This is a genomic window from Shewanella fidelis ATCC BAA-318 (genome assembly GCF_000518605.1).
Taxonomy (GTDB): domain Bacteria; phylum Pseudomonadota; class Gammaproteobacteria; order Enterobacterales; family Shewanellaceae; genus Shewanella; species Shewanella fidelis.
Map to the genome: position 1 here is coordinate 18,016 of NZ_JADX01000019.1, position 21,619 is coordinate 39,634.

The 21,619-nt window shown below is 42.9% G+C and carries 22 protein-coding genes and 1 other RNA gene; 15 read left to right on the forward strand and 8 right to left on the reverse strand.

Annotation, left to right across the window (positions count from 1 at the left end; genetic code table 11):
* Positions 1 to 5: 5 nt before the first annotated feature.
* The 5 genes from L884_RS0109900 to L884_RS0109920 all read left to right on the forward strand — a co-directional run bounded on the left by L884_RS0109900 (position 6) and on the right by L884_RS0109920 (position 6,350).
* A complete protein-coding gene (locus L884_RS0109900; protein WP_028767357.1) occupies positions 6 to 2,072 on the forward strand; it encodes a type IV pilus secretin PilQ in 2,067 nt (688 codons plus the stop codon).
* 214 nt (positions 2,073 to 2,286) lie between these two features.
* Complete coding sequence (aroK, locus tag L884_RS0109905) at positions 2,287 to 2,802, forward strand: shikimate kinase AroK (protein WP_028767358.1); 516 nt, start codon at positions 2,287 to 2,289, stop codon at positions 2,800 to 2,802.
* Between the two features lie 3 nt (positions 2,803 to 2,805).
* Positions 2,806 to 3,885: a 3-dehydroquinate synthase gene (gene aroB / locus L884_RS0109910; RefSeq protein ID WP_028767359.1), complete on the forward strand. Its 1,080-nt coding sequence runs from the start codon at positions 2,806 to 2,808 to the stop codon at positions 3,883 to 3,885.
* A 150-nt stretch (positions 3,886 to 4,035) separates the two neighbouring features.
* The gene (locus tag L884_RS0109915; RefSeq protein WP_028767360.1) at positions 4,036 to 5,457 is read left to right on the forward strand and encodes an AAA family ATPase; all 1,422 of its coding nucleotides are present in this window, start codon (positions 4,036 to 4,038) and stop codon (positions 5,455 to 5,457) included.
* A 53-nt stretch (positions 5,458 to 5,510) separates the two neighbouring features.
* Positions 5,511 to 6,350, forward strand: a complete 840-nt coding sequence (locus tag L884_RS0109920) for a Dam family site-specific DNA-(adenine-N6)-methyltransferase (RefSeq protein ID WP_028767361.1) — start codon at positions 5,511 to 5,513, stop codon at positions 6,348 to 6,350.
* 17 nt (positions 6,351 to 6,367) lie between these two features.
* Here L884_RS0109920 and L884_RS0109925 read toward each other — a convergent pair whose 3' ends face one another.
* Together L884_RS0109925 and L884_RS0109930 are read right to left on the reverse strand one after the other, a co-directional pair.
* A complete protein-coding gene (locus L884_RS0109925) occupies positions 6,368 to 6,553 on the reverse strand; it encodes a DUF2970 domain-containing protein (RefSeq protein ID WP_028767362.1) in 186 nt (61 codons plus the stop codon).
* 4 nt (positions 6,554 to 6,557) lie between these two features.
* Positions 6,558 to 6,896, reverse strand: a complete 339-nt coding sequence (locus L884_RS0109930) for a hypothetical protein (RefSeq protein WP_028767363.1) — start codon at positions 6,894 to 6,896, stop codon at positions 6,558 to 6,560.
* Between the two features lie 201 nt (positions 6,897 to 7,097).
* On the opposite strand from L884_RS0109930, the gene rpe reads away from it, so the two are divergent.
* From rpe to trpS, 3 genes are read left to right on the forward strand one after another with little or no spacing between them, the layout of a single operon-like run.
* Complete coding sequence (gene rpe, locus L884_RS0109935; RefSeq protein WP_028767364.1) at positions 7,098 to 7,772, forward strand: ribulose-phosphate 3-epimerase; 675 nt, start codon at positions 7,098 to 7,100, stop codon at positions 7,770 to 7,772.
* A gap of 3 nt (positions 7,773 to 7,775) precedes the next feature.
* Complete coding sequence (locus L884_RS0109940; RefSeq protein WP_028767365.1) at positions 7,776 to 8,474, forward strand: phosphoglycolate phosphatase; 699 nt, start codon at positions 7,776 to 7,778, stop codon at positions 8,472 to 8,474.
* A 5-nt stretch (positions 8,475 to 8,479) separates the two neighbouring features.
* Positions 8,480 to 9,490: a tryptophan--tRNA ligase gene (gene trpS, locus L884_RS0109945; RefSeq protein ID WP_028767366.1), complete on the forward strand. Its 1,011-nt coding sequence runs from the start codon at positions 8,480 to 8,482 to the stop codon at positions 9,488 to 9,490.
* 378 nt (positions 9,491 to 9,868) lie between these two features.
* Here the strand turns inward: trpS and L884_RS0109950 are convergent, their stop codons facing one another.
* Entirely contained in the window at positions 9,869 to 10,741 is an 873-nt protein-coding gene (locus tag L884_RS0109950; protein WP_028767367.1) for a LysR substrate-binding domain-containing protein, read from the reverse strand.
* Positions 10,742 to 10,885: 144 nt separating this feature from the next.
* On the opposite strand from L884_RS0109950, the gene L884_RS0109955 reads away from it, so the two are divergent.
* Positions 10,886 to 11,770, forward strand: a complete 885-nt coding sequence (locus L884_RS0109955) for a DMT family transporter (protein WP_028767368.1) — start codon at positions 10,886 to 10,888, stop codon at positions 11,768 to 11,770.
* Positions 11,771 to 11,796: 26 nt separating this feature from the next.
* Here the strand turns inward: L884_RS0109955 and L884_RS0109960 are convergent, their stop codons facing one another.
* The 4 genes from L884_RS0109960 to L884_RS0109975 form a co-directional block, all read right to left on the reverse strand.
* Entirely contained in the window at positions 11,797 to 12,366 is a 570-nt protein-coding gene (locus L884_RS0109960; protein ID WP_028767369.1) for a BON domain-containing protein, read from the reverse strand.
* Positions 12,363 to 12,956 (reverse strand): phosphoheptose isomerase, encoded by a 594-nt coding sequence (locus L884_RS0109965; RefSeq protein ID WP_028767370.1) that lies wholly within the window; start codon positions 12,954 to 12,956, stop codon positions 12,363 to 12,365. Before L884_RS0109965 ends, L884_RS0109960 begins: the two co-directional genes overlap by 4 nt.
* 62 nt (positions 12,957 to 13,018) lie before the next feature.
* Positions 13,019 to 13,357 (reverse strand): YraN family protein, encoded by a 339-nt coding sequence (locus tag L884_RS0109970; RefSeq protein ID WP_028767371.1) that lies wholly within the window; start codon positions 13,355 to 13,357, stop codon positions 13,019 to 13,021.
* A 113-nt stretch (positions 13,358 to 13,470) separates the two neighbouring features.
* Positions 13,471 to 15,345: a penicillin-binding protein activator gene (locus L884_RS0109975; RefSeq protein ID WP_028767372.1), complete on the reverse strand. Its 1,875-nt coding sequence runs from the start codon at positions 15,343 to 15,345 to the stop codon at positions 13,471 to 13,473.
* A gap of 102 nt (positions 15,346 to 15,447) precedes the next feature.
* On the opposite strand from L884_RS0109975, the gene rsmI reads away from it, so the two are divergent.
* Together rsmI and rnpB are read left to right on the forward strand one after the other, a co-directional pair.
* On the forward strand, positions 15,448 to 16,290 hold the full coding sequence (rsmI, locus tag L884_RS0109980; RefSeq protein ID WP_028767373.1) for a 16S rRNA (cytidine(1402)-2'-O)-methyltransferase: 843 nt from the start codon (positions 15,448 to 15,450) through the stop codon (positions 16,288 to 16,290).
* A gap of 72 nt (positions 16,291 to 16,362) precedes the next feature.
* Positions 16,363 to 16,706: RNase P RNA component class A (rnpB, locus tag L884_RS22625), an RNA gene on the forward strand.
* Positions 16,707 to 17,119: 413 nt separating this feature from the next.
* Here rnpB and L884_RS0109990 read toward each other — a convergent pair.
* Complete coding sequence (locus L884_RS0109990) at positions 17,120 to 17,995, reverse strand: LysR family transcriptional regulator (RefSeq protein ID WP_028767374.1); 876 nt, start codon at positions 17,993 to 17,995, stop codon at positions 17,120 to 17,122.
* A 281-nt stretch (positions 17,996 to 18,276) separates the two neighbouring features.
* Here L884_RS0109990 and L884_RS0109995 point away from each other — a divergent pair, with 281 nt between their 5' ends.
* From L884_RS0109995 to L884_RS0110010, 4 genes are all read left to right on the forward strand, one after another.
* Complete coding sequence (locus L884_RS0109995; protein ID WP_028767375.1) at positions 18,277 to 18,543, forward strand: DksA/TraR family C4-type zinc finger protein; 267 nt, start codon at positions 18,277 to 18,279, stop codon at positions 18,541 to 18,543.
* A gap of 232 nt (positions 18,544 to 18,775) precedes the next feature.
* Entirely contained in the window at positions 18,776 to 19,906 is a 1,131-nt protein-coding gene (locus tag L884_RS0110000; protein ID WP_028767376.1) for an S-(hydroxymethyl)glutathione dehydrogenase/class III alcohol dehydrogenase, read from the forward strand.
* 127 nt (positions 19,907 to 20,033) lie between these two features.
* Positions 20,034 to 20,873 (forward strand): S-formylglutathione hydrolase, encoded by an 840-nt coding sequence (gene fghA, locus L884_RS0110005; RefSeq protein ID WP_028767377.1) that lies wholly within the window; start codon positions 20,034 to 20,036, stop codon positions 20,871 to 20,873.
* A gap of 340 nt (positions 20,874 to 21,213) precedes the next feature.
* The gene (locus tag L884_RS0110010) at positions 21,214 to 21,540 is read left to right on the forward strand and encodes a DMT family transporter (RefSeq protein WP_028767378.1); all 327 of its coding nucleotides are present in this window, start codon (positions 21,214 to 21,216) and stop codon (positions 21,538 to 21,540) included.
* The last annotated feature ends 79 nt before the right edge of the window (positions 21,541 to 21,619 follow it).

Below are 21,619 nucleotides of genomic sequence, written 5' to 3' on the forward strand. Positions count from 1 at the left end.
TAGAGATGATTGAGGGAATAATGAGATCTTTAACTACGCGAGCTACCAGTTGTAGGGATATGCGAATAATTAAAGCCATCATCGGCGTCGCATTCGTTCTTGGTATGACTCAGCCTTCGTATGCAACCAACCGGCTTGTTGATGTTAAATACCACGCTGTCGTTGATCATCAATTGGAGCTGCAATTGGTTTTCGAAGACGATGTTCAAGCACCTGAGATCGATTTAAATGCTGAGCCAGCACAAATAATTTTAGGCTTTAACGACACTATTTCTGGCTTAGAAAAGCAAACATTGCCCATAGATACCGTTGGCGTTGAAACTGTTAGTACTGTGCCTAATGGCCAAGACTTACAAGTGTTTATTGGTCTTGAAAAGGTGAAGCCTTATCAAGGTAAGGTGGTAGGTAATACTTATCGCTTAACCATTAACGATGAGGTTGCTAGTCAAGCTGGTGGAGATGCTAATCCGTTTGTAAACAGTATTGAAAAAATTGATTTTCGCCGAACTGCTGATGGCGGCGGAGAGCTGTTAGTTAAGCTTAACAATAGTTCAGTTGCTGCTAATGTTGAGCAAGTTGGCGCTAAGCTAGAGCTTAAGTTGTACAACACCGACATGGATAGCGATTTTCTGTATGTCATGGATGTGTACGATTTTGCCACACCGGTAAAAAGCTTTGAGACCTTTAAAGAAGATTTAACTGCAAGATTCCTTATCGATATTGAAGGTAACTATGAGTATAACTACCAACAAGAAGGCAGTTTATTCAAGTTAACGATGAAAAAAGCTGAAAGAATGAATATCGTCAAGGAAGAAAAGAAGTATGAAGGTCGCTCGCTATCGTTAAACTTCCAAAACATATCAGTTCGCACGGTTTTGCAAATTATCGCCGATTACAACAACTTTAACTTGGTGACTAGCGACACTGTTGAAGGTGATATTACCCTTAGACTAGATGATGTGCCGTGGGATCAAGCGCTTGACCTTATCTTGCAAGCAAAAGGCCTAGATAAGCGCATTGAGGGCAATATCTTAATGATTGCGCCAAGTGAAGAAATCGCGATTCGTGAAAGCCAAGAGTTAAAGAATAAGCAAGAGGTTAAAGAGTTAGCGCCGCTATATTCTGAATACTTACAAATTAATTATGCCAAAGCGGCGGATATTGCTAGCTTACTTAAAAGTGAAGATTCAAGCTTGTTAAGCTCACGAGGCAGTGTTGCGGTAGACGAGCGTACTAACACTTTGTTGGTGAAAGATACTGAAGAGACGTTAGAAAATGTTCATCGCTTAATTGAAGTGTTAGACATCCCGATTAAGCAGGTGTTAATTGAAGCTCGTATGGTGACGGTTAAGGATGATGTTTCAGAAGATCTAGGGGTTCGCTGGGGGATCACCGACCAACAAGGTGATAAAGGTACCTCTGGTAGTCTTGAGGGCGCTAATGATATTGCTAATGGAACCATTCCGAGTATTGGGGATCGTTTAAACGTTAATTTGCCTGCTGCAGTTGCTAACCCAACCAGCATTGCGTTTCATGTTGCTAAACTTGCTGATGGAACGGTACTTGATTTAGAGTTGAGCGCGTTAGAGCAGGAAAATAAAGGTGAAATCATTGCTAGCCCGCGTATAACGACTTCTAACCAAAAAGCCGCCTTTATTGAGCAAGGTGTAGAGATCCCATACGTAGAAGCAAGCTCGAGTGGTGCAACTACGGTAACATTCAAAAAGGCTGTGCTGTCATTACGAGTAACGCCACAAATTACTCCAGATAATCGTGTGATCTTAGATCTGGAGATTACCCAAGATTCTCAAGGTAAAACGGTTGATACTCCAACGGGGCAAGCGGTATCTATTGATACGCAGCGCATTGGTACGCAAGTGCTGGTGGACCACGGGGAAACAATTGTGTTGGGTGGTATTTACCAGCAACAACTAATTAGTCGAGTGAGTAAAGTGCCTATTTTGGGCGATATTCCTTATTTAGGTTTTATGTTTAGAAACACTTCAGACAAAAATGAGCGTCAAGAATTACTCATTTTTGTTACACCTAAGATTGTTTCTGAAGCGCTATAAAATATCCACGTCGATAAAGCTAGTGCACGCCACTAGCTTTTTCATTCAGGTTGATACATTTTTGATAGAAATGCATTCCACGCTTGCCATAAGTGGCATTTAGCTGAGATAATCAGCGGTCAAGTCTCAATAGAGCAAGGTAAGATTAAAGGTCAACTCCGTTTATTTGAGTTGACATAGGCAAACTTAAATAAGATTCAGACGTATAAATCAAATGGCCGAGAAACGTAATATTTTCCTAGTAGGCCCTATGGGGGCTGGTAAAAGCACTATAGGCCGTCATCTGGCACAGATGCTGCACTTAGAGTTCCACGATTCAGATCAAGAAATTGAAAACCGTACTGGTGCTGATATCGCTTGGGTTTTTGATGTTGAAGGTGAAGAGGGTTTCCGCAACCGTGAAACACAGGTTGTTGCCGATCTAACCGAAAAACAGGGTATCGTCTTAGCAACTGGCGGTGGCTCGATTCAAAGCAAAGAGATCCGTAATAATCTTTCTGCACGTGGTATTGTTGTTTACTTAGAAACAACGATTGATAAGCAAGTTGCGCGTACGCAAAGAGACAAGCGTCGTCCATTGCTGCAAGTTGAAGATCCACGCGAAGTGCTAGAGAAACTAGCAGAGGTGCGTAATCCTCTTTACGAAGAGATTGCAGATGTCATCGTTAAGACCGATGAGCAAAGCGCCAAAGTTGTTGCAAACCAAATTATTGAACAATTAGGTTTTTAAGATATGACGAAACAAGTTCTGGTTGAGTTAGGAAAACGCAGTTATCCAATTGAAATTGGCCAGAATTTGTTGAGTAGTAGCGAGCATCTAGCTCGCTATCTTCAGCACAAAAATGTTCTAATCGTCACCAACGAAACGATAGCGCCTCTCTACCTGCAACAAGTAGAAGCAATGCTGTCGGACTTTGCATGCGTCACTCCAGTTATTCTTCCTGATGGTGAGCAGTTCAAAACTCTTGAACAGATGAATGCAATTTTCACTTCACTTCTTGAGCAGAATTTAGGCCGTGATACGGTTTTGATAGCGCTAGGTGGTGGTGTGATTGGCGATATGACAGGTTTTGCAGCAGCCAGCTACCAACGTGGTATCGACTTTATTCAAATCCCAACCACGCTACTCTCTCAAGTTGACTCATCAGTTGGCGGTAAAACCGCAGTTAACCATGCATTAGGTAAAAATATGATAGGTGCCTTCTATCAACCTAAGTGTGTGTTAATCGATACTAATTGCTTGCGCACTTTGCCAAAGCGCGAATTTGCAGCAGGTATGGCTGAAGTTATCAAATATGGAGTAATTTGGGACGCAGCGTTTTTTCAGTGGCTTGAGAGTAACGTTGAGGCGTTAAAAGCATTAGACACTAACGCGCTAGAGTATGCGATTAGCCGCTGTTGTGAAATTAAAGCAGAAGTCGTTGAAAAAGATGAGACAGAGCAAGCAGTACGCGCGCTGTTAAATCTTGGTCACACCTTCGGCCATGCTATTGAAGCTGAAATGGGTTACGGTGTTTGGCTTCACGGTGAAGCGGTTTCTGCTGGCACAGTACTTGCTGCAATTACCTCAAATAAGCTTGGGTTAGTCGATGAGTCAATTGTTTGTCGAATTACAGCGCTGTTAGCGGCATTCGATTTGCCAACATCTGCACCCAACACCATGAATTTTGAACAATTCATAAAGCATATGCGCCGAGATAAGAAGGTGCTTAAAGGTCAAGTACGCTTGATATTACCCGAGGCAATAGGCCAAGCGGGGATCTATAGTGATGTGACCGATGAGCTACTGGAAGAGGTTATCAACTGCGCATAAATCATGTTGCAGGTGCTCGGTGAACGCTAGACTACAGATTAATCAATACCATATAAGTTCTTTATATTTAGCTCTGGTTCTTGCTGGCAGCTACCAAGCTCTATTGTCTACGTTTTCGTTTTATTTACTTGCTTGCAGGAAGCGAGTTTGATGCCATTTACTCAATCTACTTTGTTACCAAGTCAAGATGCGTTATTACAGCGCTTACTTCACCTGAGTACCTATGGTCAGCAATTGATGGTGCTAACGGGAGAAGATGGCGCAGGCAAAACCACACTTGTGACGGCGGTATTGAATGAGCTTGAGCAATATAGCTCAGCTTTGGTTATGTGCCCTAAGCATTGTGACAGCGCTGAAATTCGACGCAAAGTGTTGGTACAGTTATTAAATGATCCAGTTTTTGATGATGAGATCCCATTACCTGAGTGCTTACTGAGTGTCAGCGACGCCTTACCTGAACAGAGTTGTATTGTTTTAGATGATGCCCATTGGTTACCTTTAGAGATCTGGGCTGAGTGTATTGTGCTAAGCCAAATGACACTGCCTGGCAAATCAATAAAGTTGTTAATGACGGCTCCAGCAGAGTTTTTCACACAACTAGCAGAGCAGTTACCTGAATCACTATTAGAACAAGTACTAGCGATACAGATTGACCCTTTAGAGCAGACTGAGCGTGAGGGACTGTACTACACATTATTAAGTCGCAGCGAGCAACAACCTTTCACGCCTCGAGATATTGTAAAAAACCGCCTTGAGTTGCAACAAGGTACACCGAAAGAGGTGGTAGATTTACTAAACTTATCTCTTAATGGTGAGCCTGACGTAGCGCCAAAAAAATCTAAGCTTAGAGTTATCATTAGCTTAGCGATTATCGCTTTGCTTATATTATTAGCAAGTTGGTTATTGTTAGGTGCTGCTTCATCGCAACAGCTTCAGATTGCTCAAAAAGTCGAGTTTGCGGTAAGTGCAGAAGAACACTTTGCACAAGATGATAGCTTTGTTGCTAATTACGGCGCTAAGTTGTTATCTGAACATAAGTTTATTGATGTCGATGCAGCTGCAGTTGAGTTAGAAGAGCATCAACAGCAAGCTCTAGAGCAACAAAACGTCAATAAAAGCATTGTTCAGTCGCAAACACTGGCCGTTAATACTTATGCTGTGGTTGCGACAGCTCGATTTAAAGATACTAAACCTGCGATGGAAAGTAATGAAGCGCCCAAATCTGAAGCCATTAAACAAGCAGTAGTTGCAAAGCCTGAAACAGATACTCAAGCCGTTGAGTCAGCGTTAAGGCCAAAGCGTGGTTACACACTTCAGCTTGCTAGCGTTAAGCAGTTAGCGTCATTAAATAATATGTTGCAGCTCCTAGATGGCATTCCTGATGTGCAGGTAGCTCGTTATAAACAGCGTTGGGTGGTGCTCAATGGCCAATTTGAAAGCCGTCAAGTTGCGCAACAATACGCAGCTAATTTGGTGGCAAAGACCGGTATTTCTGAGCCTTGGATACGAGCATGGAAAAATTTGGACGAATATCAGCTACAAGAAACTGTTGCAACTCGTGAAATTCAATAATAAACAGAGTACAATCGTCAGCTGTCTTTTTCACAAGCGTTCGATCAATTTAAATGATTAAAAAACAAAGAGCCTTTTTAAAGTGGGCTGGCGGAAAATTTAAACTGATTGAAGCCTTATCTGCACATCTTCCTCAAGGTGACCGTCTGGTTGAGCCTTTTGTTGGCGCGGGCTCGGTATTCCTCAATACTAACTATAAGCACTATCTATTATGCGATATTAATCAGGATTTGATTAATTTGTATAAGATTGTGCAGCAAGAGCCTGATAGATATATAGCTGCAGCTAAAGCGCTTTTTGTTCCTGAGATGAACGAAAAAGAGGCTTATTATAAAATCCGCACGGCATTCAATAGCACTAAAGATCCGTTTAAGCGCTCGGTATACTTTCTTTATATGAACCGTCATGGTTTTAATGGCTTATGCCGTTATAACCGTAAAGGCGGCTTTAATGTGCCTTTTGGCTCATATAAGAAGCCCTATTTTCCTGAAGCTGAAATTCGTGCTTTTTCTGTTAAAGCGCAAAATGCAGAGTTTCACTGTATTGGTTATGAACAAGCGATAGACATGACCCAAGCTGGCGATGTTGTATATTGCGATCCGCCATATGCTCCGTTGTCATCAACTGCAAGTTTTACGACTTATGTAGGTTCGGGCTTCTCGTTAGATGATCAAGCTTTGCTTGCTAGACAGGCGCGCCATACCGCAATAGATAGAGGTATCCCGGTGCTGATCAGTAACCATGATATTCCTCTCACGCGCGAGTTATATCATGGCGCCAGACTGGATACGATCCAAGTGCAGCGCAACATTAGCCAAAAAGGCAGTGGTCGTAAAAAAGTCGATGAGCTAATGGCCTTGTACGACGATTCTTATCACAGCGAGAATGATTAAAGTTGTTCAGTTCAGCTTTAGCCTAAAACTTGATTAACGATTAGTAGCAGCCCAGCAACGAATACCATTGCTAATACAATACCCATGACAATAAACGGGAGCGGTGAAGAGGTTTGAAAATCTCGGCGCCGATTCTCGTCTGTTTGTACCCCAAAGAACGCGGCTGCGGTACTTGCTAAGACCTGCCAAAAATGGCGCAGCATCGGCTTATTTGTTTAGTGGAGAGCTGTTGTTGATTGGTGCGCTTTCATGCCCATACAGTAATTCAAACAGATCGATAAAATGCAGCTGATTAGTTTGACTCTTACCCGTTAACCAACTTTTCCAACTTAAATCATCGGTTTGGCTTGCACAGCGGTTGCTTGGGTGGCTGGCAGGAAGGCTGGGGTTGTATTGGCTTTTTTCTGCATCACAGGCACATGCGGTGGATGTAGAGGTTGTTTCTGATAGCTTTGACGGCAACGTGAAGCTAGTGAGCACTGTGCAGGCAAAAGCAAAAATTGCTGCAGATTTTAACATCGCAGTATTTTGGAAAATTCCTTTCATTTTGCCTCCATTACAAGTCCAGTCGCAACATTATAGCAAAGTTGATTACATTTTAAACACTTTTGATAGGCTAATTTATACTTTGCTGTTTCTATGAATAATTTTATTTCGCTAATTGGCTTAAATGCGTGCTCAGGTGTGGAGGGCTATAGCTGCAACAGGTAGAATAGCGTACTTCTTAAACATTCAGGTGAGTTCGTTATGCGTCCATTTTTGATTGCTCCTTCTATTTTATCTGCCGATTTTGCGCGACTAGGTGAAGATGTCGATGCCGTATTAAATGCGGGGGCTGATGTTGTTCATTTTGATGTGATGGATAACCATTATGTGCCGAACTTAACGATTGGTCCTATGGTTTGTCAGGCACTGCGTAATTACGGTGTGACTGCCGATATCGATGTGCACTTAATGGTTAAGCCTGTCGATCGTATTATTCCTGATTTTGCTAAAGCCGGTGCGTCGATTATTACTTTCCACCCTGAAGCATCTGAGCACGTAGACCGCACATTACAGTTAATTAAAGAGTCTGGCTGTAAAGCGGGTTTAGTATTAAATCCTGCAACACCGCTACACTATTTAGATCATGTAATGGATAAGTTAGATGTGATTTTATTGATGTCGGTTAACCCAGGCTTTGGTGGTCAATCATTTATTCCTTCTACGCTAGATAAGTTACGTCAGGTACGCAAATTAATCGATGACAGTGGTTTTGATATCCGCTTGCAAGTTGATGGCGGCGTTAAGGTTGATAATATTGCTGAAATTGCTGCAGCGGGCGCGGATATGTTTGTTGCTGGCTCGGCTATTTTCAATGCGCCAGATTACAAAACCGTGATTGATGAAATGCGCAGTGAACTGGCGAGTATTGAGGCCTAATTAATGAGTGTCTTTAGTCAAATAAAAGCCGTAGCATTTGACTTAGATGGAACCCTGATTGATAGCGTTCCTGATCTTGCTGCTGCCACTCGCGCTGTTCTTGCTGAATTAAATTTACCGCTATGCACTGATGAGATGGTGCGCACTTGGGTAGGTAATGGTGCACAAATGCTAATGCGTAGAGCATTATCATTTGCGCTCGAAACAGCTGTGAGTGAAGAGCAGTTGCAAGCAAGCATGCCACGCTTTATGCATTTTTATAAGCTTAACTTACAGCAACACAGCGTGTTATATGCTGATGTCGCAGCAGTGCTAGCCCAGCTTAAACAAGCGGGCTACAAAATGGCTATTGTTACCAATAAGCCTTATGAGTTTACCATTCCGCTGCTTGAATCATTTGAGCTTAGCCAATATTTTGAGTTAGTGCTTGGTGGTGACTCGCTTGCCAAGATGAAGCCAGATCCTTTGCCGTTGCAACATATTTTGCATGAGTGGCAGCTTGCTCCAGAGCAATTATTAATGGTTGGTGACTCAAAGAACGATATTATTGCAGCAAAAGCGGCTAAGGTTGCCTCTGTGGGCTTGACCTATGGCTATAACTACGGTGAAGATATTGGGCTGAGCGGCCCTAATGCTGTTTGTGAACAATTTAGTGAAATAACCGCGCTACTTGAACTGCGCGACAATGCAACGGAGCAATAAATAAGATGACGACCCCCCTAACGAAACCAGTAGTTCTAAGCGGAGCCCAGCCATCAGGCGAGCTTACCATCGGCAACTATATGGGCGCGTTACGTCAGTGGGTTGCAATGCAAGATAGTCATGATTGCCTTTATTGCGTCGTTGACCTGCATGCGATTACTGTCAGACAAGATCCTGTAAAATTACGTGAAGCGTGTTTAGATACCTTAGCTCTGTATTTAGCTTGTGGCGTAGATCCTAAAAAGAGCACTGTGTTTATTCAGTCGCAGGTTCCTCAGCACACTCAACTTGGCTGGGCATTAAACTGCTACACCCAAATGGGCGAGCTGAATCGTATGACGCAGTTTAAAGATAAGTCGCAAAAGCACGCTAACAATATCAATGTGGGATTATTTGGCTACCCGGTGTTGATGGCTGCAGATATTTTGCTATATCAGGCAAATGAGATCCCTGTGGGTCAAGACCAAAAACAACACCTTGAGTTAACTCGTGATATCGCTACACGCTTTAACAATGCATACGGTGAAACCTTTGTTGTGCCTGAGCCATTTATTCCTGAGCATGGCGCTAAAGTTATGTCACTGCAAGATCCGCTGAAGAAGATGTCAAAGTCTGACGATAACCGTAATAACGTTATCGGTCTGCTTGAAGATCCTAAAGCTATCTTGAAGAAAGTTAAAAAGGCGATGACAGACAGCGAAGAGCCGCCTGTTGTGCGCTTTGACCAAGTTGAAAAGCCTGGGGTTTCTAACCTGTTGAGTCTTATGTCTGGTTGTACAGGTCAGTCTATTGCTAGCCTTGAAGCTGAGTTTGAAGGCAAAATGTATGGTCATTTAAAAGTGGCTACAGGTGAAGCGGTTGTAGGTATGCTAGAACCAATTCAGCAGCGTTTTAAAGAATACCGCGCTGATCAAGCTTTCTTAAATCAAGTAATGAAAGAGGGTGCTGAAAAAGCACAAATCCGCGCAGAAGCAACGATTAAGAGTGTTTACGAGAAGATTGGTCTTATCGTTTAAGCATCGTTGCTAAGTAAATAAAGCCAGCATTCGTGCTGGTTTTTTTATACCAATCAGTATAAACATTTAGTCACTCAGCGAGAATTTAGCGGTTTTGAGGCAAGGTCATTAAGTGCTCCTGCTTTAATGACATTCGCTGCATCCATGCAGCTCGCAACGAGTGAAGAGCATAGTTGAACTAGGTTCAAGTTCCCTCTTTGTTTATTAAGAGTCACAGCATCAGAATCGCTAAAACTCGCCATTCTGGAACGTTTTTGGCTGCCTACTTCGGCGTTGAATACCTTTATAAGGGAATAACCATTATTGCAGCTATTCGCCTTGAATTAGTTTGCCAAAAATCGTTCTGAGTTGATCAAATTCTTGTACTGATTGGTATTATTATTTTTGTTGGCTTAACCAAGCTACAAATGCGGCAATAGCAGGCTCTTTTAAGCGACGCTGCTTACAGCTAAATTGAAATTCAAACCCAGTTAAAATATCTGGTAAATCAAGCTCGACTAGCAGGCCTCTCTCGATATCAGCCTGCACCATAAAGTCCGATGCGAGCGCTATTCCTTGGCCAGCTATGGCTGCCTCAATTGCCATTAAAACATGGCTGAAGATATGTTGCTGTTGCTCTACAGGTAACTGCAGATTATTGGCAATAAACCACCGGTCCCAATCTAAGCCAAGTGGACCTTCATCTACAGTTAGTAATGGATGACGCAATAGTTCGTCATTCGCAGTGAGATCAGGATTTAGCAGGCTAGGACTCACTACAGGAATTAAGCGCTCTTTGTGTAATACATGATGGTGAAAGCCCGGTTGGCCACTTTGGCCTGTAATAAACATATCCGCGACACTATCACTCAGCTCCGGATCTGTGGTCATCATGTCGAGTCTAATTTTAATCTGTGGGTGTAGGCGTCTAAAATCATTTAAGCGGGGAATAAGCCATTTAATGGCAAACGAACTGTAAACTGCTAAACGCAGTTGATCATTACTCTCACCACTTATTTTAGTGCTTAAATCGCTTAACTCATTAAAGATTTGTTCCAGACCCTGATAGAGCATTGTTCCCTTAACCGTAAGATTAAGTTGTCTGCCTTCGCGTTTAAACAGGCGTTCTCCGTAGTGCTCCTCTAGTTGTTTAACTTGGTGGGACACGGCACTTTGGGTGATACACAGTTCTGCAGCAGCCCTTGAGAAGTGAGCTTGTCTAGCGGCAGCCTCAAAAACCTGTAACGCTCTAAGTGGTGGCAGTTTACGCATAGTGCTAAGCCTAAAAGATGAATTTAATAAGTGATATTGGTCATGCTATTAATTTAATTCATGATTGAGTAAAAAACATCATTTTAGTTTGATTATTCAGAGGAATATGATGCGCGGATAATATATTTTCCGTGGATTCATTGAATGAAAACCAATGTTATGATTGCGATGGCAATTCTCATTTTTGGTAATCTTTTTAGTGCGTTATATGATGTTTCAGTTAAGTGGTTGCCTGAAGATAGCAATGCAGCGACATTTTTACTGTTGCGGCAGTTATTATCGGTAATAATGCTATTACCACTATGGATTTATGCTAAAAAACCGACGACTCAACACTTTAAAGTACACTTTTTCCGCTCCAATACTGGTGCCTTAGGAGCGGTTTGTTTGATCATGGGATTAATGGCATTACCTATGGCAACAGTGAGTTCGTTATTTTTTTCTGCACCGTTAATGATTGTCTTAATGGGCAGCCTATTTTTAAAAGAGAAAGTCACACCGCTGCAGTGGGCGGCAACTATTTTAGGCTTTATTGGCATTTTGATTTTACTGCGCCCAAGTGAGATTAACTGGTTTGGTATCGCGGTCTTAATATCGGCATTTACCTTTGCGCTAAATCAACTGGCTTTACGTAAATTACCGGAAACTGAAAACCCAAGCGTGACGTTAATGTTGTATAACGTACTGAGCATTCCGCTGACTTTAGTTATGGTGTTAGTGCAAGGGTTTGAGAATGTGAGTTGGCAGCTTATTGGTATCGCAGCGCTGAGTAATAGTTTTTTACTTGCCTATCATTGGGCATGTGTATTGGCCTACCGCAAAGCTGAAGCGAGCCAAATTGCGATAGCTGAGTATACCGGTTTGTTGTTTTGCGTATTGTTTGGTTGGTTGTTATTTGATGAATGGTTAGATGGATTAAGTTGGTTGGGCGCTAGCTTTATTGTCTTACCGTCGTTAGTTTTGCCTTGGTTTGCAATGAAATTGAACAAATTGAAGCCAAAAAAAATCATCGAGCAAAAAGCTGGATGATTGTTTTTAGTTAAAGTTTAGGGTGGTTAAGAGTCAACGTATTCAAAGACCTTAATCACCTTACGCACGCCGGCGGTATTACGTGCCACTTCAACAGCTAAATCTGCTTGTTCACGTTCAACATAACCGATCAGAAATACCTCGCCGTTTTCAGTCACGACTTTGATATTGGTAACATCTAAACCGCTTTCATTGAGCATGCGACCTTTTACTTTGGTAGTGATCCAAGTGTCGTTGCTCCGTGTGGTGAAAGAGGTGGGATTGCCTATACGGATCTGGTTATGAATTTTACCGCCAATTTTAAGCTCTTTTACAGTGCGAATGGCTTTATCACGCAGCATGGAGTTTGGCGCTTGGCCAATCATCAATACGTTACTATTCATCACCACACCACTGATATTGGCTTGGTTCTTTAAGTCATCATGGGCTGCCAACGCACTAGAGATGTTAAAATCGGCGTTGGTATCATCTATTTGAGTCTTAAAGCTACGCTCGTCATTAACCATCATTGCCCCGCCAACTGCGCCAACCATAACGGCACCAGCGCAGCCTTGCAGCATCAACACAATGGCGATTAATGGCAGCAGTGATCTCATGCCTGTTCGTCCTGTGGGAACAATGTACGGTCAATATTGTCGCATAAACAATGGATAGCAAGCAGGTGCACTTCTTGAATACGTGCAGTCACATTTGATGGTACACGGATCTCAACGTCATTAACGCTGAGTAGGCCAGCCATGGCACCACCGTCTTTACCTGTTAGTGACACGATTGTCATATCACGACTAAGTGCAGCTTCCATCGCTTTAATTACGTTACCTGAATTACCACTGGTAGAGATTGCTAGCAAAATATCACCAGGTTGACCTAGTGCCATAATTTGCTTTGAGAAAATCTCATCGTAGCTATAGTCATTCGCAATAGCGGTGATGGTTGATGTATCACAGCTTAATGCTATTGCAGGTAGTGGCGGACGCTCAATCTCATAGCGATTCAATAATTCTGCAGAAAAATGTTGCGCATCACCCGCGCTACCACCGTTACCGCAAGCTAGGATTTTGTTACCACTTAGTAAGCAGTTAACCATCATTTCTGCAGCTTTAGCAATAGACTCTGGCAGGGCTTCTGATGCATCAATTTTGGTTTGAATTGACTCGGTAAAGCTATCTTTAATGCGTTCTAACATGGATAAACCCTATGTTTATTTGCCCACTTTTAGCGAGGTGGTGCAGATGAAAATTAAACTATTTAAAAAGCATCACGGATCCAATCTATCCCTTGGGGATTGGCCGCAATAACATCGAAACGACAAACAGCATCAATTCGATTTAATTGTATGTAATGACTAGCCGCTTTTCTGATGCGTTGAGTTTGTGCAGCGCTTAGCGCATTAACTGCACCGCCATAATGCGATTCAGAGCGGTATTTTACCTCAACAAAGACCCAATCACAGCCGTCTTTCATAACAAGGTCGATTTCACCAAAACGGTAACGTACATTTTGTTCGACAAACGTGAGCCCGCGTTGTTCCAAATATTGGCGCGCATTGTGCTCAGCGACTTGGCCTTGAGTTTTGGTATCTATCATCAAACTTGCTCATCCTTGTAGCGTAAATTTGACTATATCGTAAAGCGTGAGCCGAGACTATTTGCCTCGACTTATTTAACTGTAAATCCCTGTGCTGGCATTATATATCGACTTTACAACGGACGTAAGTTACCTCTTTGGTAGCGTCCCCAGCTAAGTTGACGGTTTAGTGTGCCGTCTGGTTGTACTGACAGCATGCCGCTGCGTCCGGTAAATTGATAGCCAGGTAGCGCACGCATCTGAGCTAATTTCCCGACTAGGTCGAGTGCGTCGTAACCCATAATGTAAAGGCGTTTGCGACTGTTGCTCCAGTTTGGCCATAGCTCACTGACCATACGTGTTTCGGTGTTTGGGGTGATTAACCACGGAATATCGCTAATGGTCAGATTGTTGAGTTCGTTAGCGGTTTCACGATCATTACCCTCAACACGGCTGCGACTAGTGGTATAAAGTGGCACAGGCTCAGCAAATACACTGAAGTTCACGTCGATAAAGGGCTTGAGTAACGCTAAGTCTTTACTCGCTGAAATCATGTATATCGCATCAATATCACGACGAGAGCGGAAATCAGCTTCAATCTTAGGCGTTAAAATGGCTTTGATGCGGGCGATACGCTCTTTACTGTCAATGACACCTAATGACTTTTGTACGGTGACTTTCATTTTGTCACCCGCATCATAGTAATGGATCTCGGCAGCATTATTGGTAAGGGTTTGCCAAGCATCACTAAAGCTTTCTGCCATACGGCGGCCAATTGCATCGTTGCTGACTAGTAAAAGTGGTTGCTCAATTCCATCGTTATATAAGCGTTGTGCAGCATCAATCGCTTCATCTGTTGGTGATAGTGCAAAGAAAAACTTGTCAGGATCAGCCGTAAAAGTATCAATATGGTTTAAATACAGCTGCGGAATCGTTTTAGTTGTCACTGGTGCAATAGGTGCTGAAGGCGTTGCTGGAGATACAGCTTCAGCCGTAGCTGTCATGTTCTGTAGCTGCTCAACTTCAGATTGCAGTAATGGACCAATAATGAACTCAGCCCCGGCCGTAACCGCTTGCTGGTAAGCTGCTTGTGCTCCGGTGGCGGTATCAAAAAAGTTAAGCGTAATATCGTCGTCGCCCTTTGCCATATAATTGGCAATAATCCCTTGTTTAACTGTATTTGCAATAGTGGCACGTGGGCCGCTTAATGGCAGTAGTACTGCAATATTTTTAGGCTGATACGGCTGAGTATTGAGCGCCTTTTCTAAGTCAGTTGGTAATTTTGCCGCAGCAGGATGGCGCGGGTTGAGCTGTTGCCAGCTACCCAAATGACGCACTAAATCGTTAGGATTGATTGCATAATGTTTGGCGATGTAAGCCAGTTGGATCCAACCGGCAAAGATCGGATTTGTGGTGTCATCTTTAAAGCTGAGTAATGTTTGTTCACTTATCGGTTGTAATGAACGCCAAATCTTATCGTTGACCTCCACCGCTTGTGATGCCGGTAAATATTTACTAAGTAAACTTAATTGTCTTACTTCATCAATCGGTTGGTTGATTGATTGATATAAGTGCGCTTTAAATTGGTAATAGCTCACCCATTGCCAGTTAGGTAGTGTCCAATTACTTGGATAATTGAGTTCGCGTAACGCATGGTCATAGGTTGAAACCATCTCTAAAACCCGTGCCGATAGATAAATATGCTCGGCAAGGATCTCTGGTTGCTGGCTAAGATCTTGGGCAATAGACTTCAATGCTTTGTCTGCTGCGCTAGCGTTTCCTTCATTAATAAACGCATGAGCGGCAAGCAAAACGTATTTATCACGAGTTGATTTATTTTTTTCATTAGCTGCTAATGCCAAGTACTGCGTCGAGCCTTGGGTTACTGAAGCTAGAGAAACTTCAACCTTTTCAGTCTTTACCGGTGCAGACGTCGTGCCGCAACCGAACAAAACTGCAGATAAAATTGCACAGGAAATAAATTTTGTTGTATTCAGTCTTTTTAACACGGGTCTTCACTCTGGTAAGATGCTGCTATTAGTTTAACCTGCTCTTCCCCTTGGCGAAAGTATTGTTAGAAACTCTTGCCAACACTCAATACAGAGGTAGATATGGACCTGTCGGTCGCGCTTTACATTGTTCCCACGCCAATTGGGAATTTAGGAGACATGAGTAGCCGTGCGTTAGAGGTGCTAAATCAAGTATCACTTATCGCCTGTGAAGACACTCGTCACAGTGGCAAGTTGTTGAGCCATTTCGGTATCGAAACTCGTAAAACTGCTTTGCATGACCACAATGAACGCGATAGAGCGCAGTGGATTATTCAAAAGTTAGGTAATGGTGAAGCGGTTGCGTTGATTTCTGATGCTGGGACGCCACTGATCTCAGATCCGGGTTATCATTTAGTAAAACAGGTGCGTGACGCTGGTTTTAAGGTGATCCCTTTACCGGGACCTTGTGCGGCAATTACTGCCTTATGTGCGTCAGGCTTACCCTCTGATCGTTTCTCTTTTGAGGGCTTCTTACCTTCTAAAGAAAAGGCGCGATTAGATAAACTCGTAGGACTTAAAGATGATCCGCGGACGTTGATTTTTTACGAGTCACCGCATCGTATTGTGCACAGTTTAGAGTCTTTAGTCGCTGCGCTAGGTGAAGAGCGTGAAATTGTGATGGCGCGTGAAGTGACTAAGACTTTTGAAACTTTTTTATCTGGGCCTGCAGCTGAAGTGTTACAAGCGGTGAAAGATGACCCAAATCAGCAGCGTGGCGAAATCGTATTGATGTGCCATGGTCATCGCAGTGACGAAGAGTCTGAGTTTTCGCCAACAGTTATCAACACGCTTAAATTACTGTGTGAAGAGTTGCCTTTGAAAAAAGCGGCCGCTGTGGCTGGTCAGATTTACGATATTAAAAAGAATGCGCTTTATAAGCACGGATTAGCGATCGGTCTCTAATAGATCTGCTTTGAGTGAAGTTGATTTGTGAAAGTCCTTGGTTTGTTGCCTGAGCTTAGCTATAATCCGCGCCGAGTTGGCTAGACAGTTGCCGCGCTCAATAGAGCGGGGAGGAAAGTCCGGGCTTCAAAGAGCAGGGTACCAGGTAACGCCTGGGCGGTGTGAACCGACGACAAGTGCAGCAGAGAGGAGACCGCCAACTTCGGTTGGTAAGGGTGAAAGGGTGCGGTAAGAGCGCACCGGGCGACTAGTAATAGTTCGTTGCAAGGTAAACTCTACCCGAAGCAAGACCAAATAGGGTCCCGTATGGCGCTGCTCGCGTTGGGACCGGGTAGGTCGCTTGAGCCTGTGAGCGATTGCAGGCCTAGATGAATAACTGTCCACGACAGGACCCGGCTTATCGGCCAACTCACCTATTAATATAAAACCCGCTTATCGAAAGATAAGCGGGTTTTTGTTTTGTAGCAGATAAAAACTTCAGTCTACTTTTGCCGTCGGGCTTTAATTAAAGAGTTGAGCTACTCAGAGCGTTTTTGGCAAAGTAATTCAAGGGGAATAATTAAAGCAATGCTTGCTCCCTTGTGAAGTTATTCAATGCGAAAGTAGGTAGCCAAAAACATTCCGTAATGACGACGTTTAGTGATTCTGATGCTGTGACTGTTAATCAGCAAAGCAGGAGTTTAAACCTAGTTTGATTATGCTCCTCACTGGCAGTGGGCGACATAGATGCAGCGAATGTCATTAAAGCTGGTGCACTTAATGACATTGCCTCAAAACCACTAAACTCTCGCTTAGTGACAAAATGTTTATACTGTTTGCTATTTAACCGTTAAGCAGTCTTTAGACCGTTATTTAAATGCTCAAGTAACATACGCACTTTAGGGGAAAGGTGGCGATTTTGTGGGTATAGTGCCCAAATACCCTCTTCGGGTTGGCGGTTTTGTTCAAGCAGAGCTGTTAGCTCACCGGATTCGATATAGGGCAGTACGTAATAGTCTGGGAGTTGCACTATGCCAATACCTTTAATTGCCGCATCAACTAAGGCATGACCACTATTACAGCTAAGGCTGCCTTTGACACGTACATTACGGGTTTTGCCATTTTCTTGAAAACGCCAGTAATCCATAGTACCGATTAGACAGTTATGCTGGTCAAGCTCAGACAATGAGTGTGGAATGCCATAGGTAGATAGATAATCTGGTGAAGCACAAACATACTGGGTACGGCTACTCAGCTTTTTAGCCATCATACTTGAGTCTTCTAAATGGCCTAGGCGGATAGCCAGATCGTAACCTTCGTCAACTAAGTCTAATTTTTGGTTGCTTAGATTGAGTTTTACTTCAAGTTCCGGATACAGGGCGGCAAAGTCGTTAACTAATGGCGCGATAGTCATTTCACCATAAGTCACGGGCGCGGTGATCTTAAGCAAGCCGCGGGGGCTGGTCTGTAAATTAGTGATAGCGCGTTCCGCTTCTTCTAGACCATCTAATACTTGGCGGCAATGTTGATAATAGATGCGGCCAACTTCGGTGACAGATACTTTGCGAGTCGTACGGTGAAACAGTTTAGCGGCAAGCCGTGTTTCAAGAGCACTGATTTGACGGCTTACTTGTGCAGTTGATATGCCTAATCGCTGTGATGCTTTGGTAAAGCTTTCAGCCTCGGCAACCGCAACAAATTCACTTACACCTTCCCAATTAAACATACATCTTCCTTATGAGAGATTGGACTAAACATCTTTTACCATATGGTAAAAGATATTTGCATTATTGGCTAATTATCATTTCTGATGAAACAAATATAATGAGTTCATTGAGTCGAGCAGTACGTATTTGCATGGCTAATGGCTTTTATTGCTAGTGTGTCTTTAGCCAATATCGACTAAATAGAGAAGACTTCAATTATAGATTAATGACTGAAAATTAATTTTAGCAATAGCATTAATCATTTATTGGACGGCACAAGTGTCATAGAGAGGTACTAATTATGGCGGGTGGATGGTCAAGAGATGGTGCAGTACAAGATCAAATAGACAGTAGTGTGGCTGACGCTGTTGCTGCAGCAAGAAGTCGCCTGCAAGCTGGTACGAGCTTACTGCATTGCGAAGAGTGCGGTGAGGTTATCCCTGAGGCAAGACGCATTGCAGTGCCTGGGGTTCGACTCTGTATCGATTGTCAAAATGAAATCGATATTAACCAAACAAAGCAACAACTGTTTAATCGCAGAGGCAGTAAAGATAGCCAGTTACGCTAATTTTAAGCAGTAGAAGCGATGATTAATTTTTATAGCTGGTTTGAGGATGACTCAAATCGTACAAGTTACTTAATTAAATAATTAAGTAACTTTTAAAAAGATTATTACCATATGGTAAAGGTAAATTACCTGTAGATGGGATTATCAATATTGAACAGGTAGTTATAATCTTTTCCATACCCAACTACGGTACACGCCGTAACGTAAAACTTATTAAAAGTAGGAATACGAGATGACAGCACAAACAATCAAATCAAAAGCCGCAGTTGCTTGGGCAGTTGGTCAACCTTTATCTATGGAAATCGTAGATGTAATGCCACCTCAAAAAGGTGAAGTGCGCGTTAAAATGATCGCCACTGGCGTATGTCACACTGACGCATTCACTCTTTCTGGTGATGATCCAGAAGGTATCTTCCCTTGTATTCTTGGCCATGAAGGTGGCGGTATCGTTGAATCTATCGGTGAAGGCGTAACTAGCGTTAAAGTTGGTGACCATGTCATCCCACTTTACACACCTGAGTGTGGCGAGTGTAAATTCTGTAAGTCTGGCAAGACTAACCTTTGCCAGAAGATCCGTGAAACCCAAGGTAAAGGTTTAATGCCTGATGGTACCACTCGTTTCTCTAAAGATGGTCAGCCTATTTATCACTACATGGGCACATCGACTTTCTCTGAGTACACAGTATTACCTGAGATTTCACTAGCCAAAGTTAACCCTGAAGCGCCACTAGAAGAAGTATGCCTATTAGGTTGCGGTGTTACTACTGGTATGGGCGCGGTAATGAATACCGCAAAGGTTGAAGAAGGCGCAACTGTTGCTATTTTCGGTATGGGTGGTATTGGTCTATCTGCAGTTATTGGTGCAGCAATGGCAAAAGCCTCACGCATCATTGCTATCGACATTAACGAAAGCAAATTTGACCTAGCGCGTAAGCTTGGTGCTACTGATTGCATCAACCCTAAAGACTACGACAAGCCAATTCAAGATGTTATTGTTGAGCTTACAGATGGTGGCGTAGATTACTCATTCGAATGTATCGGTAACGTACATGTGATGCGTAGCGCACTAGAGTGCTGTCACAAAGGCTGGGGTGAGTCTGTGATTATTGGTGTTGCTGGTGCAGGCCAAGAAATTTCAACTCGTCCATTCCAATTAGTAACGGGTCGAGTATGGAAAGGTAGCGCATTTGGTGGTGTTAAAGGTCGCTCAGAACTACCTGAGTACGTTGAGCGTTACATGGCTGGTGAGTTCAAGTTAAACGACTTCATTACTCATACTATGGGCCTTGAGCAAGTTAACGAAGCATTCGATCTAATGCACGAAGGTAAGAGTATCCGTACTGTTATCCACTTCGACAAGTAATAATATTGTCTAGAATAACAAGCGCTTTCGAGCGCTTGTTGTTTTTAGAGGCCTAATTTTTAAAGATAGCGCTTTAAAGGTTAAGCTTTACAGAGTTAGTTTAAAATTTTATAGGAGTCGGTATTAAATGACCGTTGAAAATATTAGTGTAAATAAGAGCTTTGGTGGTTGGCACAAACAATACAGCCACCATTCTAAAACCCTTAATTGCGCCATGCGATTTGCCATTTATTTACCGCCTCAAGCGTCAAATGGTAAAAAGGTGCCTGTGCTTTATTGGCTGTCAGGTTTAACCTGTACCGATGAAAACTTTATGCAAAAAGCCGGTGCTCAGCGTATGGCTGCTGAGTTAGGTATTGCTATTGTTGCCCCAGATACAAGCCCTCGTGGTGATGATGTCGCCGATGACGATGGTTATGATTTAGGTAAAGGCGCTGGTTTTTACGTTAATGCGACTCAAGCACCTTGGAACCGTCACTATCGTATGTATGACTATGTGGTAAATGAGTTGCCACAGCTGATTGAATCAATGTTCCCTGTCAGCGATAAGCGCTCAATTGCGGGTCACTCGATGGGTGGTCATGGTGCATTAGTGATTGCCATGCGTAATCCACAAGCTTACCAGTCAGTTTCGGCATTTAGCCCGATCGCTAACCCAGTTAATTGCCCTTGGGGTAAAAAAGCGTTCACTGCTTATTTAGGTCGTGATACCACAACATGGGCTGAGTACGATGCGAGCTTGTTGATGCGCCAAGCAACGGAGTTTGTTCCAGCGCTGGTGGATCAAGGAGAGGCTGATGATTTTCTTATTGAACAGTTAAAGCCTGAAGTACTTGAGGCGGCAGCTAATGTTAGCGGTTATCCGCTAACGCTGAATATGCAAGAAGGTTTTGATCATAGCTACTACTTTATCGCTAGCTTTATCGAAAACCACCTGCGTTTCCATGCCGAGCATTTGACAAAATAAGCTGATTTTTATTACTGAAGTGCTTTGATTTTAGGGAGGGATAGCAAATAGCGATAACTTCCCTCAATTCATTAACTTCATCGAGAACCACCTAGGTTTGCACGCTCAGCATTTAGCTAAGTCATTATTCATGTAAATCAGGTTAGTCACAAACATGTCGACATTAAAAGCTGCCTCAATAGGCAGCTTTTTTATGGCTGATAATTAGATTATTACCAAGAGGTAAAAGTCATTTGTATTTCATGGTGATTATCATTGTCTATTGGATAAATATAATAGCTGTATTCGTTTAAACCCCTTTGTAAACATAGCATTGCTGAGCAAATAATAAGGTAGTCATATGAGCTGGATTTTTCTTTTATTGGGCGTTGTCGCTGAAGCATTATCACATGTAGCACTGAAAGCCACCGACGGGTTTAGTAAGCCGCTACCGGCAGCGCTAGTACTTCTAGGTCATTTAACAGCGTTTATCTTTTTAGGCCAGGCAATGAAAGGCATGCCAGTTGGTGTGGTACATGCGCTTTGGGCTGGATTAGCGATTGTTACTGTAACTTTATTGTCAGCATTATTTTATCGTCAACACCTTGATATGACCGCGTGGGTTGGCATGGCTTTGGTGGCCGTAGGCGTGATGATGATTAACTTTTCACAAGGTCACGCTCATTAACTTTTAAGTGTTTTATTTTACCGGGGAAGTATGGTTTATTTTGGCTAATTTATTGTCAGCTGCTACAGTCTAGTAAGAT

What these genes read in the sequence shown, in the direction of transcription:
- rpe (WP_028767364.1), top strand. Translation starts at nt 7,098, where the DNA reads ATGCGTCCATTTTTGATTGCTCCTTCTATTTTATCTGCCGATTTTGCG.
- aroK (WP_028767358.1), top strand. Translation starts at nt 2,287, where the DNA reads ATGGCCGAGAAACGTAATATTTTCCTAGTAGGCCCTATGGGGGCTGGT.
- L884_RS0109950 (WP_028767367.1), bottom strand. Translation starts at nt 10,741, where the DNA reads ATGCGTAAACTGCCACCACTTAGAGCGTTACAGGTTTTTGAGGCTGCC.
- L884_RS0109930 (WP_028767363.1), bottom strand. Translation starts at nt 6,896, where the DNA reads ATGAAAGGAATTTTCCAAAATACTGCGATGTTAAAATCTGCAGCAATT.
- aroB (WP_028767359.1), top strand. Translation starts at nt 2,806, where the DNA reads ATGACGAAACAAGTTCTGGTTGAGTTAGGAAAACGCAGTTATCCAATT.
- L884_RS0109995 (WP_028767375.1), top strand. Translation starts at nt 18,277, where the DNA reads ATGGCGGGTGGATGGTCAAGAGATGGTGCAGTACAAGATCAAATAGAC.
- L884_RS0109970 (WP_028767371.1), bottom strand. Translation starts at nt 13,357, where the DNA reads ATGATAGATACCAAAACTCAAGGCCAAGTCGCTGAGCACAATGCGCGC.
- L884_RS0109990 (WP_028767374.1), bottom strand. Translation starts at nt 17,995, where the DNA reads ATGTTTAATTGGGAAGGTGTAAGTGAATTTGTTGCGGTTGCCGAGGCT.
- L884_RS0109940 (WP_028767365.1), top strand. Translation starts at nt 7,776, where the DNA reads ATGAGTGTCTTTAGTCAAATAAAAGCCGTAGCATTTGACTTAGATGGA.
- L884_RS0110000 (WP_028767376.1), top strand. Translation starts at nt 18,776, where the DNA reads ATGACAGCACAAACAATCAAATCAAAAGCCGCAGTTGCTTGGGCAGTT.
- L884_RS0109925 (WP_028767362.1), bottom strand. Translation starts at nt 6,553, where the DNA reads ATGCTGCGCCATTTTTGGCAGGTCTTAGCAAGTACCGCAGCCGCGTTC.
- L884_RS0109960 (WP_028767369.1), bottom strand. Translation starts at nt 12,366, where the DNA reads ATGAGATCACTGCTGCCATTAATCGCCATTGTGTTGATGCTGCAAGGC.
- L884_RS0109965 (WP_028767370.1), bottom strand. Translation starts at nt 12,956, where the DNA reads ATGTTAGAACGCATTAAAGATAGCTTTACCGAGTCAATTCAAACCAAA.
- L884_RS0109955 (WP_028767368.1), top strand. Translation starts at nt 10,886, where the DNA reads ATGAAAACCAATGTTATGATTGCGATGGCAATTCTCATTTTTGGTAAT.
- L884_RS0109920 (WP_028767361.1), top strand. Translation starts at nt 5,511, where the DNA reads ATGATTAAAAAACAAAGAGCCTTTTTAAAGTGGGCTGGCGGAAAATTT.
- L884_RS0109915 (WP_028767360.1), top strand. Translation starts at nt 4,036, where the DNA reads ATGCCATTTACTCAATCTACTTTGTTACCAAGTCAAGATGCGTTATTA.
- L884_RS0110010 (WP_028767378.1), top strand. Translation starts at nt 21,214, where the DNA reads ATGAGCTGGATTTTTCTTTTATTGGGCGTTGTCGCTGAAGCATTATCA.
- trpS (WP_028767366.1), top strand. Translation starts at nt 8,480, where the DNA reads ATGACGACCCCCCTAACGAAACCAGTAGTTCTAAGCGGAGCCCAGCCA.
- fghA (WP_028767377.1), top strand. Translation starts at nt 20,034, where the DNA reads ATGACCGTTGAAAATATTAGTGTAAATAAGAGCTTTGGTGGTTGGCAC.
- L884_RS0109900 (WP_028767357.1), top strand. Translation starts at nt 6, where the DNA reads ATGATTGAGGGAATAATGAGATCTTTAACTACGCGAGCTACCAGTTGT.
- rsmI (WP_028767373.1), top strand. Translation starts at nt 15,448, where the DNA reads ATGGACCTGTCGGTCGCGCTTTACATTGTTCCCACGCCAATTGGGAAT.